The sequence below is a fragment of the Candidatus Hydrogenedentota bacterium genome, assembly GCA_035450225.1.
Taxonomy (GTDB): domain Bacteria; phylum Hydrogenedentota; class Hydrogenedentia; order Hydrogenedentales; family SLHB01; genus DSVR01.
Map to the genome: position 1 here is coordinate 60,600 of DAOTMJ010000004.1, position 14,466 is coordinate 75,065.

Below are 14,466 nucleotides of genomic sequence, written 5' to 3' on the forward strand. Positions count from 1 at the left end.
CGAATGTGACAGATCCGGTTTCAGCCGTAGATGATTGGGAAGGCGGCTAGGGAGATGGCGATGCGCTGGAAATGGCCCTTGATTGTGCTGGGTTTGATGGCGGGGCTTGCGGCCCTGCCATGGGCCATCCTGATTTGCGCGATTCCGTTCAATTACCGCACGCCTTCAGAACAGGACCTCCGCAAAAGCCGACTGATGGCCGAAGCGCCGCCGCCGCTGTCCAAACCGGTGACCCTGAAAGTGGCGACTTTCAACATTCACGACATGTTATTGATATCCTTCAACCGCCCGGAACGCATGGCGGCCATCGGCGCCCTCCTCACGGAACTCGATCCTGATATTGTGGGCCTTCAGGAGGCATGGGTCGAGGCGGACCGCGAGACGTTATGGCGGGCGGTGCAGGGATCGCGCCTCAAATACCGTGAATATTATCCTAGCGGCTTCGTCGGCAGCGGCAAGTACATCCTCAGCGCGTATCCCATCAAAGAGGCGTTTTTCCACCGGTACACGCTGGGAGGCAAATGGTACAAGCCCTACCACGGCGACTGGTGGGGCGGGAAAGGCGTGGCGCTCGCGCGCATCGAATTGCCGGACAACGCGGGGTATGTTGATTTTTACGACACGCATGCGCACGCCGGATACGGTTCGCCCGAATACGACGGCGTTCGCGCGGTCCAACTGCTCGAACTGGCCGATTTTGTCAATCGCTCGGCGGCGGGCGCGTCTCCCGCGTTCATCGTCGGCGACATGAATTCGCGCGTTGACCGCCCGATGTTGCGGGACGCCATGGATCGCGGGCGATTCGTGCGCATGATGAAACTCGATTCGCATATTGACCACATCTTCGCCGTGCGCAATCCCCGATACATTTTCGAAGTGCTCGACACGCAGATCATGGACAAGGAAATTGACCTTGCCGGCGGCGGCCGCACCCACCTCAGCGATCATCCCGGCTACATCTCTACCATTCAAATTACACCCGTGCCCCATCCGCCCTCCGCCGTTCCGTAAAACGCGGGGAACCAGGCATTCGGTTTGTGCGGGAAAGCGATGTCCCGGTATGCTTCCCGTGTCGTGGAGATTTCGCGGTGCACACAAGAAAAAACCATGCAGGCCGGCCGATTGTGCGCGCGTTGCGGGCGTGGTTTCGCGCCAACGCCCGCGATCTGCCGTGGCGGCGAAACCGCACCCCATACACGGCCTGGATCGCCGAAATCCTGCTTCAGCAAACGCGCGTCGAACAGGGCACGCCCTATTTCGAACGGTTTATCGCGGCGTTTCCGACTGTCCAGGATCTGGCCGCCGCTACGGAAGACGAGGTGCTCAAGTGCTGGGAAGGGCTTGGATATTACTCGCGCGCGCGCAATCTGCACCGCGCCGCGCGGATGATCGTGAAGGAATACGGCGGACATTTCCCGCGCACGGCGTCCGAGTGGATGCGGTTACCGGGAATCGGTCGCTACACGGCGGGCGCCATTGCGAGCATGGCCTTTGGGGAACGGACGCCCGTATTGGACGGGAACGTCATCCGCGTGCTCGCGCGCGTGTTCGACGTTTCGGGGTGCGTGGACGCGGCCAAGACCCGCAACGATTTGTGGGATCTTGCCGAATCGCTCGTGCCCGAAAAAGATCCCGGCGCGTTCAACGAGGCGATCATGGAACTGGGAGCGCGGGTGTGCCTGCCGAGGCGGCCGCGTTGCGGGGAGTGCCCGTTGCGCAGGGTCTGCCGCGCGCATGCCGAAGGACGGCCGGAGTCGCGGCCGGTACGCCGTCCGGCCCAAGCGGCGCCCCATCGCGACGCGGTGGCCGCCGTGATTCGGCGAAACGGTAAAATCCTGATAGCCCGGCGTCCGCCGAAGGGCCTGCTCGGCGGCCTGTGGGAATTTCCCGGCGGAGACGTGCAGGACGGCGAATCGCATGCGGATGCGCTGGGCCGACTGCTTTCAGCGCAGTTCGGGATTTCGCTGTCGGTCGGACGGGCCGTCATGAGCACGGATCATGCGTACTCGCATTTTCGCGTCACGCTGTACAGTTACGGCTGCCGAATCCTCCGGGGCGAACCGGCGCCCGTTTTCCACACCGAGTTTCGATGGGTCGAACCGGGGCAATTACAAACATTCGCGTTCCCCAAGGTACAGCATCCGCTGGCCAGGTTGGTGGCCGCGCGAAAGAGGGACTAAATGGCCGCCGGCCTTGATCGTGTTTTTGTTCCTATTGTCCTCGCCACTTTTGTCTTGTCCGTTTTTTCCTACTCATTTCAAATGACCTCGTTCCTGCATGCCAAACTGGCCGTGTTGTGCGCGGGCGCCGTCGCGATGGCCGTGGTTTCCCTTTTCGGCAGGGGCATGGGATGGCGCGGTTTCGGGGCGCTTGCGCCGCTGTGGGCGCTGGTTGCCTTATGGCTGGCCCGCTTGATCGCGTCGCCGGTGCGCGTTCCCTCCGACGCGGTTGTGATTCTGATCCATGCTGCGTTGTTGTTGACCGTGGCCGGCTTTTCGGCGGAACATGTCCAGATGGCGCGCCGGCTCGACCTTGTGGCCAAAACGGCGGCGTTGTCGGGCGCCGCCGTCGCGCTTCTTGGAATCCTTCAATTTTCGGGCCTGTTGCCGGTTTTGTTTCCCCCGTTTCCGGAATACGGCCAGCGGATGTATGGCGTGTTCGGCAACCAGAACCTTACCGGCGGCTTTATTGCCGCGACGCTTCCCCTTCTGTTTCGACAGGCAACCGTCGCCGCGCCCGGATGGTTTCGCCGCGCGTGGTTTGCCGCGCTGCTCGTCGCCTTGGCCGGTGTTTTGCTGTCCGAGTCCCGATCGGCATGGCTTGCGGGAATTGTCGGCGTGATCGCGGCATGGGCCGCGCAGGAATCGGGGCCGTCCCGGATGAAATGGATTGCCGCCGGCATGGCGGCGTTCGTGTTCATGATCGCCGCCGCATTTCCGCAATCCACATTTCGCCGTATTCCGCAAACGGCGGGCGTCCAGTCGAGGCTGGCCATGTGGCAAGCGGCCATCGGGATGGCGCGCGATCATCCCTTGATCGGTGTCGGTCCGGGCCAGTACGCCTACTGGAGCCCGTCGTACATCGGACGCCAGGGTACGCAAACGATCATGCCCAAGGACGCCATCGAGCGGCACGCCGATCAGCCGCATTCGGAACCGTTGCGCCTTCTAGCGGAAACGGGCGTGCCGGGCCTTCTGTGCTGCGCCTGGATGGCCGCCGTGTGGTTCCGGCGGGCACGCGGTCCCGCGGCGTGGATCGCGGCGGGCCCTTTGGCGGCCCTGTTGACGTTTTCCCTGTTCAACGGAATTCTTGAAAGCGTTCCCCACAGTTTGACGCTTCTGATCTTTTTGGCTGTCCCCCTTTTGGATAAATCGCCGAGTACGCGCGGATCGCGAATTGCCGCGATACCTGTCGCGGCGGCGGCCCTGTTTTTGACATGGGCCGTCGTCGTGCCCAGCGTGATGATTCGGAAGGCCCAGGATGTCCAACTCGACAACAGTGAAGCATCGCTGGAATATTACGCGCGCGCGGTCGCATGGCCATGGCCGAATGCCGCGGCGCACCGCGCCCATGCGATTGCGCTCGCCGAATCGGGACGGGACATGGAAGCCCGGCGCGAGTTCCAGCGGGCGCTTGAAGGATTGGACACGGGGGACATCCACCTAGGGCTGGCGCTGGTTGCATACCGGCTCGGCGACAGCAATGCCGCCCGCCGCCATGCGGAGGACTGTCTGCGGCGATGGCCGGCGTGCGCCGATGCGGCGCGACTTGCCGGCGCGGACCTTACTCGTTGAATTCGGGCCGCAGAATGCCCCGGACAACCAGATCGATACGCGCGCCATGCTTGCCGTCCAACGATAATTGGTAGGGCCGGCCGGGCACAATCTCGCAAACGAAATCGAAGGGATCCGAATCCGCGTGGCCGTAATAGCGCGTGCGGTTTTCATCCTTCAACTCGATGGTCAAATTGTCCTGCGGCTTGGCGCCGGTGATTTCAAACCCCGTTACCGATCCCTTCGCGTCCAGCCACGACGATCCGGTTGAATGGAACGTGATCGTGAATTGCTTCGGCAACGAAACGGCCGGGATCGCCGTGCGGCCCGGTTCGTCGTTCCGCCCAAGAACCATGTCGTGCACGCGGGCATACCGCGCCATGGCCGGGTATTCGACGACGATGGAAAATCCTTCCATGGCGGCCAACACGACCAGCAGCACGCTGATCAGCATGGCGGCATGAATGCCCCATGCGGCAAGAGCCGGCCGTATTTCCAGATGGAATGTCATGACGACCGCCCCCGCCGATATTACCAGCATGGCCAGAAAAAGATACCCCAGCCATTCCGGCGGCGCCCAGGACGCCACATACCCCAGCGAGGCCAACGCCCCGCCGAGAATGACGACCGTCCGCACCGGAACTTCCGCGCGGGGCACGAGCGTGGCAGCCAGCCACAGGCTGCCCGGCCATGCAAGCAACAACACGATACCCATGATGAGATGGGAGGCGGCCAAGCGCCGCGCAAACAGCTCGTGTACTGTTGTATATACGGTTGTGGCGCTTTCTATGGCGCGCAACTCGGACAAATGGGCCGCCGTCAAATAGATGCCCGCAAGCAGCAGCAGGCCGCCGGCCGTCGCGACGGGAATATGCCACGCCTCGTTCGTGGTCCTTTGGCGCACGGGTCTGAAACGCGGCGTGCTGTCCGGCGACGGTGTGGGAACAAAGGGGTCGTACACGGCGCTCGCGATATTTCCCGAAGACGACAAAACCGGCGTAAACGGATCTATCGTCTTGTCCATGTCGCTGAATTCGGTGCGGCATTTCCAGCATCGCTCGAAGCCTTCCGTATTTTGCGCGCCGCAAGAAGGGCAGGTCCGGCTCATGGCTTGGGCGGCGCCCGCGATTCCGGGTTGCCGAGGCTTGTCCTGCTTCTTTTCGGGGGGCGCGGGCGCCATGCGCGGCGTGTCGGAGTCGCGCAGGGACATGCGGCTTGGATCGCGCCGGGCAAGTTCCTGCCATACGTGATCCGCCTCGGCTTGGCGGCCCGCCACTTCGAGAACCCGCGCGAGTTGTTCGCGCAGAGGCAACTCGTCCGGCCATTCCTCAACGGCCGACTCCAGTTCCGCCACGGCCTCGTCGTATTTCTTGAGGCGATAATACGTCGCGCCAAGATAGCGCCGCACGTTGACTTTCGGCACCCAATGCGCTTGCAGGAAGAGCAGGTGTTCCAATACGCGTTCGTATTCGCCGGCCATGTAGAGTTTCTTGGCCAGGCGCCAACGCGACTCATGATCGTCCGGATTCTCATTCACAAACCGGACCAAGTCTTTTATTTCGGTCATTTCGGCTTATCGTGTTTCGGGAGACGCGGCGATCATTTCCGTTTCCGCGCCTTTTTTCTTCGCTCGATGCGTTGCCTCTTCTCTCGCCACTGGAGCGCCGCGTTGACCGCCCACGAGATGAAACCCGCCAAAATGGCGGCCACCACGAAGCCCGTTCCTATGGGATAAAGCCGATTGGCCTTCGGATCGATTATTTGCCATGCCGCATACATGCAGGGTCCCGCGCACAACACGAACACCACCGTCCAGAACAACCATCCCGCCGCATCGAAACGTGAATTCGACACCATGCACTATCCTTCTCTTTGCTTGTCGGCGCCCGGAATGACCATGCGAAACAGGGCCCCGCCTTCCGGGGCGCGTTCCACGAAAATATCGCCGCCATGTTCGCGCACCACTTTCCGCGTCACGGGCAGCCCCAGACCGGTTCCACCCGAACCTTTCGTCGAATAGAACGGCTCAAAGATGAGGCGCTGTTGATCTTCCGGAACGCCAGGCCCGTTGTCGGCCACCTCGATAACGAGGTCCTTGCCGGACTCGCCCGGGGTCATCCGCGCCGAAATACGGATCACGCCGGTGTTCGGCGCCACCGCGTCCCCCGCGTTGGTCAACAAATTGAGCACGCAACTGAAGATGCCTTCCGGATCGATATAGGCCGTCGTTTTGCCGTCGGCCGGCGTCACGACGATTGACAGGTTCTTCTGCGCCTGCAGGCCAAGAAAGGTTTCCTTGGCTTCCGCGACGACGGTTTCGATGTCGCAAAGGGTGTAGGCAGGCTTGCGCGGCTTGGAAAAGGCGAGCATGTCCTGCACGAAAATCGTTATGCGTTTGGCGCTGCGCCGGAAGATCGGCCAGCATCGTTCAAGCAACTCGAAATTCTTGTCGGCCAGTCCGCGATCCACCAGATCCACGCTGCCCGTCATGCCGGTAAGGATATTCTTGATGTAATGGGAAAGACCGGCCACGGCCTGGCCGATGGCGGCCATGCGTTCCGCGCGCAAATTGTGTTCGATCAGCCGCGCATTCGAGATGGCCGTCGCGGCCAGCGAGGAAAACATTTCCATCACGCGAAGATCCGTGTCCGTGAACGCGCCGCCCCCGACCTTGTTGACGACTTCCACGACGCCTATCAGCGCGTCGCGATCCACAAGCGGCACCGCCAGCAGCGATCGCGTCTTGAACTGCGTGATGGCGTCCGCCGCCCCATAGAACCGGTGATCACGGGCCACATCGGGCACATTGATGCTTTGTCGCGCGGTGGCGGCGGCGCCGGCGATGCCTTGATCGAGTTTCAGCCGGACTTCCGTCTTGAGCGCCTGCTGATCGCCCGTCTCGCCTTGCGCCACCTGAAAATACAACTCGCCCGATTCGGGATCATAGAGCATCAGGGAACACGCCTCGGCGTTCGCGACGCCTTTGCTCTCCTCCATGATCCGTTCGAGCAGCGCGTTCAGATCGGTGATCGCGGACAGGAGGCGGTGAACGCGATACAGCGCGTCAACGATCCGTTTCATGTCCGAAGGAGGGACATCGCGCAACCATGGTATGTCGCTGTCCATGAACAACCTGGATAATCCCGCTTAGGGCCTGTCGAGAAATCTGTCTATTTCGGGCAAAGCATGATAGATCACGTCGCCCACGGCCTGCAAACTCTCCGGACAGATCCGCTCGAGGGTGTCCCGTTCCGTATGCCACGTTTCGGCGTGTTCCTTCGCCGTCGCGCCGTAGTTGAAATCTATTATATTCATGGCGGGCACGCCCGCGCGCCGGAACGGCACGTGATCGTCTTCTATCGCGTGGGCAAACGCGAGGAAGGATCGCCCGTGCCCGATGCGCCGCGCCGTGCCCCAGACCAATTGCGTCATCCAGTCCGGCGCATCGCGATCCTGCCGGATGCCGAGATCGCAATCGCCTATCATGTCCACGTTGATCATCGCCTTGATTTGCGGCAGTTCACCCGTGCCGCGCAACTCGTCCACAAACGCCCGGCTGCCGTACAGGCTGTTCGTCCTGCTCCACTCGCCGAAGGCTTCCTCGCCGTCGAAAAAGCACAGCCAGACCGTGCGTCCCTCGCGTTTTGCGCCGAGAACGCGGGCCATTTCAAGCATCCATGCCGTGGTGGAGCCACCGTCGTTCGCGCCCACAAACACGATATCGGAAAAGTGCTTCGTGTCGTAATGGTTGCCAAGGACGATGACGCCGTCTTTCGTGCCCTCCACCACGCCCACGAGGTTCACCATCGCTTTTTTTCCTATCGGGGTATTCGCCTCGAAAGCCTGTTCCCGGACGCGCACCCCGGCCTTCGCCAGTTCATCCCTGATAAATGCCCGTGTTTGCGCCAAGGTCTCCGAACCCGGCGGGCGCGGTCCGAACCCCACGATTTTTCGCGCGTCCGCATAGGCCCGCCTGCCGTCGAACGGGCTGGCCCGTTCCGGCGCCTTTGCGTCGGCCAACGGCGCGGCCCGGTTGCTCCAGACTATCGCTGCGGCCACTAAGGCGGCGGCCAACAGAACCACCGCAACCGAAACGATTACCGCAATCCGTTGAACGGCGCGCTGGCTGTACCGTCCACGCCGTTTCTGCCCTGTTTTCTTTTCCATGGCCTCATGGTACTAAGAGCGTGCAGGAAAAGTCACTTTTACCGCGGATGAAATGGACATCGTGGACGAGGGGGACACAATACTTTTGTGGGTCCCTCGAGTGCGGCGCGTCCATGCGATCATCCGGGGTCTTCCCATTCCCGCGGTCGTATTTTTTTGGCGTTTTCATGGAATAAGGGCGGGGGCTGTGACCGTAAAAGCAAGCGTATCGCCCTGTTGACCGTAATGGCCGCCCCATCCCACGCGAATGGCGCGGATTTTCGCGAGATTCAGCGGGCCTTCGGGCTGGTTCTCTCGCCAGCCGGCCCGCTCGAATTTGAACAACGGCAGGATGCAGGCCGCTTCGCCGGCCGTGCCGAGCCGCACGCCGGATTCGATGAAATATTCCCGTCCGTCGGCATCCGCCGCGACGACGAGAACCGGGGTAGATGCCTCCTGGCGTCCGGGAATCGAAAGGTTCATCGTGACGAACCGTTTTCCGCGGAGGTCCTGTGGTTCGGGGTAGGCATATTCGAGAAACAGAAAACTGTTCGTGCCGGATTTTTCCAATACGGCGACAGCCGTTGCCGTTTGGCCGTTTACGTCAACGTTTTCCCGCACGTGCGCCCCGCGCAGGACAATGGGCGGAACTTCCGGCAGCGCTTCCGAACGCCCGGTCACTTCGTCGGTTTCAAGATGCGTCCGCTCCGGCGGCGCCGCCTTGCGAAACCGAAAGATCATGCCGCCGAATGGGCCAAGTTCGAGCGGTATTTCCTTGGGACCGCCCACCGCGGTCATGCGCCCGGTTGCGGGATCCCACTGTTCGCCCGCGCCTTTGGCGGCGAACGACACGGCGCCGCGCCATGGCTGGGCGGAGTCGTTGACGACAAAGAAGACTTCGCGGCCGCCGATGCGCCGGTGCGTCGCGGGCAACGGCGATCCCTCCGGGTAGGCCACATCGCGTCCGATGAATGCGTTCAGCGCCGACGAAAGGAGCCGCTGGGCGCCGTAGGACAAGTAAAGCCCAACGCCCGCCCGATTGTTCTCGCAATACCGCCCGCTGGCGCCGTTGCCGAATATCGCGGTCCGGATCGCCCCCACCTCGTCCGACGGAAACGCCGAGTCGCTGTTGGCGGGCAGCGCGCCGATTGCCACGATGACGCCGCCTTCCCGCCAGAACCGTTCAAGATTGCGCCACGCATCGAGCGGAAGCGTGTCCACGCCGGGCAACACGATTATCCGCCATGCCATGCCGCCCAGTTCGAGGCGCCCCCCGCGCACACGCGCTTCCGCGAGGGCTTGTCCGTCGAGGATGGTGAAATCGCGCCGCGTCTCGTACAGTTGATTGCAGGCCAGCCGGTACGCGTCCGCGATCTGATGCGCAGCGGCGGACGCATCCCTGACCCATTCGCGCGACGGGGTAAAACGCGGCCACAGACTCTCGACCGGATAGACAAGGGCGACATCCGCGACCTGCCGCCCGCCTTTCAGCGCCGTGCAACATCGCCCCACCCATTCGTTGAGGCGCGCGAGTTGTTCGTCGGACAAGCCGGCGAACCGGTAATAACTCGTGATGGTCGTGATGCCGTTCATGATGAGGCGGTTGCAGGTTCCGCGAATCTCGTCTTCCGTCACCTGATAGACGGGCCGTTCGTCACCCTTCGGGCGATAGCACTGGCAATGGTCGGACGTTTCGCTCATGGTGACTTCCCGTCCGTGGAGGTCCGCCACGCTGCCAATCAGCCGCGCGACATACCACGGCGCTTCATGCGGAATGCTGGTCAGGCAGTCCATCGAAGGCGCGTCCAGCCGGCACAGACACCGGTAGAAATCGCCGTACAGCGGCACATGGGTCAAAATGTCTTCTTCCATGAGCAGATGCCCGCCGGAAAGCACGTCATGCGCCCGGCACCATGCCTGAATCTGACCGAAGAAATTTTCCGCCACCAATTCGCCCACGGTCCGCCAGAAATCGTGGCGCGTTTTAGCCGTGTCCGGTCCAATATCGGCTATCAGTTTCGGCACAGCCGGTTCCAACGCATAGCCCCGCCGCGCAAGGAATTCGCCGGGCAGGTTCGGCGACCACGGAAGCGGCATGAAGGGCTGTTTTTTCAGGAACATGCTCATCAACGACGGCTCGTCGGTGAACGTCGAAACGAAGTATCGGCCCAAATCCGCGCCAAGCCGGTCCGCATAGCGCTGGTGCGTGACTTCAATGAACCGCTTTGTCGGTTCCGGCATCAGCAGGTTGATGTACGGCAATCGATCCGCAAGACTCAATTCGGCGTGGGTTCCCTCGTACAGCCGGCATTCGGTGACGGCCAGCAGAAACCAATTGCCGGCGGGCGCCTTCCAGGTTATGGACCCGTTTGCGGCAAGCCCGGAAAGATTGATGCCGCTGTCGTCCATGCGGCCCTCGCGGACGGGATACGCCATGGCATGCACAAGACGGCCCGGGGGCAGATTGAGGACCGCGTGTCCCTCGCCGCAACGCGCTTGGACCGCGAGCAATCCGCGCGCCTCCCATTCCGGGTGATCGCGCAAGGTGATGCCGCCTGCATTGCCGGAGGGATATCCCTTTTCGTCGTACAGCCATAGGCTCATGCCGCGCCGCCGGGCTTCGGGCACGGCCCGCAGAAACGCCTTCCAGCGATCCTCGCTTTCGACATATCCGCCGCTGAAACTGACGTTTGTGGTAATGCCGCCGCACCCTTTTGTAAGCAGACGGTCGAACAACTCGTCCTGTTTTTCCGGTTCGTCGGGAAGGGTATGAACGATGGGCAGTATCCGCGATTCGGCGGGCGGATTCGCAAAGCGATCCTCGAAGGACCGGGCGGCGCCCAGCAGTCCAAACAGCAACGTCATAATCATGTTCCGCTCCCATGGGTTACGTTCGTTTCGTCGTTCGTCAGGTTCCGACGGATTTCCATACGCCCGGAATGGCGTGCCGGCACAGGGGGCAGGCCCCGTCGGTCAGACGGTTCACGCGAACATGGAAACCGCATCGCTCGACAAGCAGCGCGCCGCATTGCGGGCAATAGGTGTTTTCCGCACCGGCCATGCGGCCGGGAAGATTGCCCGCGTACACGTAACGAAGACCGGCCTCCTTGCCCGCGTCGTAGGCGCGCCGGAGGTCGCCCGCATTCGTGTCGCGCCCCTGCGTGCGGCGGTAATCGCGGTGAAAGGCCGTGACGTGCCACGGAATGCAGGGATCCAGCGCGGCCAACGTCCTTGCCATGCCGGCCAACTGTTCGGAATCGTCGTTGAAGCCGGGCACGACAAGCGTAACCACCTCGACCCAATAGTCCAATTCACGAAGAAGGCCTATCGTTTCAAGAACCGTCTTGAGCCTGCCGCCCAGTTCCCGGTAGCCCGATTCGCTGAAACATTTAAGATCCACCTTGTACAGTTTCATGACCGGACGCAGAAACGCAATGACCTCGGGCGTCGCGTACCCGTTGCTCACAAACCCGCAGACGATGCCCCGCTCGCAGGCCTTTTCGAACACCTCGCGCGCCCAGTCGGCGGTTATCAGCGGCTCGTTGTAGGTGCTGACCATGACGGGAGCGCCGGCCTCGACGGCCATGTCCGCCAGCCGTTGCGCGGTGACGGGACGAATTGAGCCGCCCGATTGGGCATCCTTCAAGGCCTGGCTCGAAATCCAATTCTGGCAGAACGAACAATGGAGGTTGCATCCCAGCATACCGAACGACAGAGCGGTTTGCCCGGGGAAGACGTGATAAAAAGGTTTTTTTTCGATGGGATCCACATTCAGGCCGGCGACGTATCCGCCCGGCACGCGAAGTTCGCCGCGGCAATTCATCCGGACCCGGCAAATGCCGCTGTCTCCGTCCATCACGCGGCACCGGTTGCCGCAGGCGAGACAACGCAACGCGCCGTCGTCCTCGCGCCGGACCAGATCCGGCGCCGCTGGCATGCTGTGCGAAAAAAGAATCTGGCGCAATTCCTCGGACATTCCGCGATCTCCGGCCCCATGATAACCCAATCCGGAACCGCGCGCCAGCCCTTTGCGTAACATCCCGGCCTCTCGCGGGTAAACTTGACGGGATCAAGCCATGTTGACATTGCGGCTGGATTGCGGCATGCTGCGGGAGTCGAAACACGAATGGGGTCTGTCCGCCTGTTGTCGTGGGCGGTCGAGGGAGACGATTATGCGAGTATCGCGAAGCGCGAGGCTGGCGGGTCTGGCGTTGGCGGCCATGTTGCCGGTGTGGCTGGCGGGGTGTCCTTCCCCCACTAATGCCATCGCCGTTTCCAATCTTTCTTACGATTTTGGAAAAAGCCAGCAATCTTGGAATTTCGAGGTCTGGAACAACGGCGCGTTGAACTCGGTCACGTTCACCGTCAAGCCCGACGTTCCCTGGATGTATTGCACGCCCGCCACGGCCACCAGCACCGGACCTGCGGACAAACGTGTCATCACGGTCGCCGTCACGCGCCAGGGATTGGCCGCCGGAACGTACCAGGGCCGCCTCAACATCACCGCGCCGGGCGTGGCCCCCGTTCAAGTGACGGTTTCCCTCTATTCGGACGGCACCCAAGGCGTAACGGGAAGCGATCTGAATGTGGCCGGCCTGACCTACGCTTATTCGGCCCCGTACCTGCTCGATTTCACGTTTTCACTGCATGATCGCTTCAAACAGCCCGTCATCGGCGAACCGGCCCAATTCAAGGTGTCGTGCCGGGAAAGCAACGCCCCCATCGTGGCCGACGAAAGCCCTCCCCGTTTCGCGAAAGCATCGAGCAAGCAGGCCAATTGTTTTCTGGTGCTCGATTATTCGGCGAGCATGGCATCCATTGCCGCAAACGGCGACCTCAACGAGGATGGCGTTTCGGACGCCATTCAAACAATGGAAGCCGGGGCGAGAAATGTCTTTCTGCCCGCGCTGAACGCCGATGCGCGCGTCGGCGTCTACGAATTTCATCGCGAGACCGAACCGGAAAAGGTGTGCGAACTGACCGCCGACAAGGACTTTGTCTCAAACCGGATCAAGGGCATCTGGCTGCAATTCGTGTATCCCTATTCGGGCATCTCGCGCTGCTGGGACGCCGTGTATTCCGCGGTCGAGGAATTCGCGCCCGAAAACCAGAACGACGAAATACGCGACGTCGTTTTCCTGTCGGACGGATTCGACACGTCGAGTTTTCACACCAAGGAGGAAGCCGTTGAAATCGCGCGTGAACGCGGCGTGCGCATCTACGCCATCGGCTACGGAAAAAATCCCAACACGGGCGTGCTGCAATCGGTCGCCTCGCAGACAAACGGCGCTTTCTATGCCGCCGAAAACGCCGTCCAACTCGAAACGGCCTTCCGCCAGATCGTGAACGACTTCGACGCGCGCTACACGCTTCGCTGGGCGACGCTGAAGCGGTCGGACGTGAAATTCTTCCCCTCGTTCTATCTGACCATCGCAAACCGGACGGCATCGTATGAATCGCCCTACGCCTACGCCGTCGCCGACTACGCCAGCGATGAACTCCGGGGCCGCCTGCGCACAGTGCCCTCGAAAAGCGGCAATCGAACGACCATTTTTCTTCGCGCGAGTTACGTGTGCCGGTATATTTGGAAACTGCGTTTTTACATCGAAAGCCCCTACGCGTTCACCGTGCAGAAGGTGGAGGCGCCGGATGGCGGCCTTTGTGCCTCATGGACCCAGTCCATCGAGCATGACGGCGTCCTGCCCGGCGTGTGGGTCGTGCTCGAAAGCCCCTCGCCCGGTTTGACGGACACACAACTTCCCTTCGCCGCATTCGGGCCTATCCTGCGGTTCGACTTCAACACGCTGATTGACGAGGACGTGGATCCGTTCCAAATCCTGTACGTGGACAATTCGTTCTACACCGGCGGCCAGGCGTTTTCGATAGACGGCTGGACCAACACGCCCCCCGGTTCGTGAAAAAACCGGCGAGGAAGAGGCGCTACCTCAACGGGTCGTGTCGTCCGGAACAAGCGTCTCCAAAAAGCCGGCGGCCGTCTTGACGGCGGAACCCAAGGCCGTCGCGAAGATGATGGAACCGATCGCCTTGCCCGCACCCGAAATGATGCCCCCGATGTCCACGCCGTCCGATGTCTCCGAGGCCGCCACTGGAAACTTCGAGATACTGCCGATGTGCTTCATGTCTTTCCCTCTCTTGGCTGTAGATCCCATCCCTGTAATCTGAATTGTGTAAATCTTACCCCGGCTTTTTACCACCGGTCAAATCGCCGATCGTCGGCCCATTGACGATCGGGAAAAGCGTCGAGGGGAAAAACATGAAGGCCGCAAACGACTCAAAGGACTTTCTCCATTGTTTTACTGTTCTTGAGGTCCTTTTCGTCCCTTTTCCCTAAAATACATCCGACCGCCACTCTGTTCGTGCGCGTGCTCGTGCGTGTAATCGTGATCGAAACAAGGAGTTACGACATCTTCAATCGCTTGCGCGATTATTCAAGAGAATTCCATTTCATCCCCCACAGGGGAGACCCAAGGTCTCATGACAACTCGTATCTCTTTCGTTGAACGGAGCTCCTTCGATTATAACCGCT

Annotated in this window: 11 protein-coding genes; 4 read left to right on the forward strand and 7 right to left on the reverse strand. The window is 61.4% G+C overall.

All coding sequences use genetic code 11. The features are described 5' to 3' along the window. Window positions 1-60 precede the first annotated feature (60 nt). The 3 genes from P5540_04230 (at window position 61) to P5540_04240 (ending at window position 3,794) form a co-directional block, all read left to right on the forward strand. Window positions 61-1,011: an endonuclease/exonuclease/phosphatase family protein gene (locus P5540_04230; protein HRT64012.1), complete on the forward strand. Its 951-nt coding sequence runs from the start codon at window positions 61-63 to the stop codon at window positions 1,009-1,011. 77 nt (window positions 1,012-1,088) lie between these two features. Beyond that, window positions 1,089-2,180, forward strand: coding sequence for an A/G-specific adenine glycosylase (gene mutY / locus P5540_04235; GenBank protein ID HRT64013.1), 1,092 nt, complete (start codon window positions 1,089-1,091; stop codon window positions 2,178-2,180). Then, entirely contained in the window at window positions 2,181-3,794 is a 1,614-nt protein-coding gene (locus P5540_04240) for an O-antigen ligase family protein (protein ID HRT64014.1), read from the forward strand. On the opposite strand, the gene P5540_04245 is transcribed toward P5540_04240, so the two are convergent. The 6 genes from P5540_04245 to amrS form a co-directional block, all read right to left on the reverse strand. Next, window positions 3,784-5,340, reverse strand: a complete 1,557-nt coding sequence (locus tag P5540_04245) for a hypothetical protein (protein ID HRT64015.1) — start codon at window positions 5,338-5,340, stop codon at window positions 3,784-3,786. The genes P5540_04240 and P5540_04245 overlap by 11 nt on opposite strands. 32 nt (window positions 5,341-5,372) lie before the next feature. Next, a complete protein-coding gene (locus P5540_04250) occupies window positions 5,373-5,630 on the reverse strand; it encodes a hypothetical protein (protein HRT64016.1) in 258 nt (85 codons plus the stop codon). Between the two features lie 3 nt (window positions 5,631-5,633). Then, window positions 5,634-6,899, reverse strand: coding sequence for an ATP-binding protein (locus P5540_04255; GenBank protein HRT64017.1), 1,266 nt, complete (start codon window positions 6,897-6,899; stop codon window positions 5,634-5,636). Between the two features lie 21 nt (window positions 6,900-6,920). Then, entirely contained in the window at window positions 6,921-7,940 is a 1,020-nt protein-coding gene (locus P5540_04260) for a M28 family peptidase (GenBank protein ID HRT64018.1), read from the reverse strand. 165 nt (window positions 7,941-8,105) lie between these two features. Further along, window positions 8,106-10,790, reverse strand: a complete 2,685-nt coding sequence (locus tag P5540_04265) for a glycosyl hydrolase (GenBank protein HRT64019.1) — start codon at window positions 10,788-10,790, stop codon at window positions 8,106-8,108. Between the two features lie 37 nt (window positions 10,791-10,827). After that, the gene (gene amrS / locus P5540_04270; protein ID HRT64020.1) at window positions 10,828-11,958 is read right to left on the reverse strand and encodes an AmmeMemoRadiSam system radical SAM enzyme; all 1,131 of its coding nucleotides are present in this window, start codon (window positions 11,956-11,958) and stop codon (window positions 10,828-10,830) included. A 133-nt stretch (window positions 11,959-12,091) separates the two neighbouring features. On the opposite strand from amrS, the gene P5540_04275 reads away from it, so the two are divergent. Further along, window positions 12,092-13,837 (forward strand): VWA domain-containing protein, encoded by a 1,746-nt coding sequence (locus tag P5540_04275; protein HRT64021.1) that lies wholly within the window; start codon window positions 12,092-12,094, stop codon window positions 13,835-13,837. A gap of 27 nt (window positions 13,838-13,864) precedes the next feature. Here P5540_04275 and P5540_04280 read toward each other — a convergent pair whose 3' ends face one another. After that, a complete protein-coding gene (locus P5540_04280) occupies window positions 13,865-14,059 on the reverse strand; it encodes a hypothetical protein (GenBank protein HRT64022.1) in 195 nt (64 codons plus the stop codon). Window positions 14,060-14,466 lie beyond the last annotated feature (407 nt).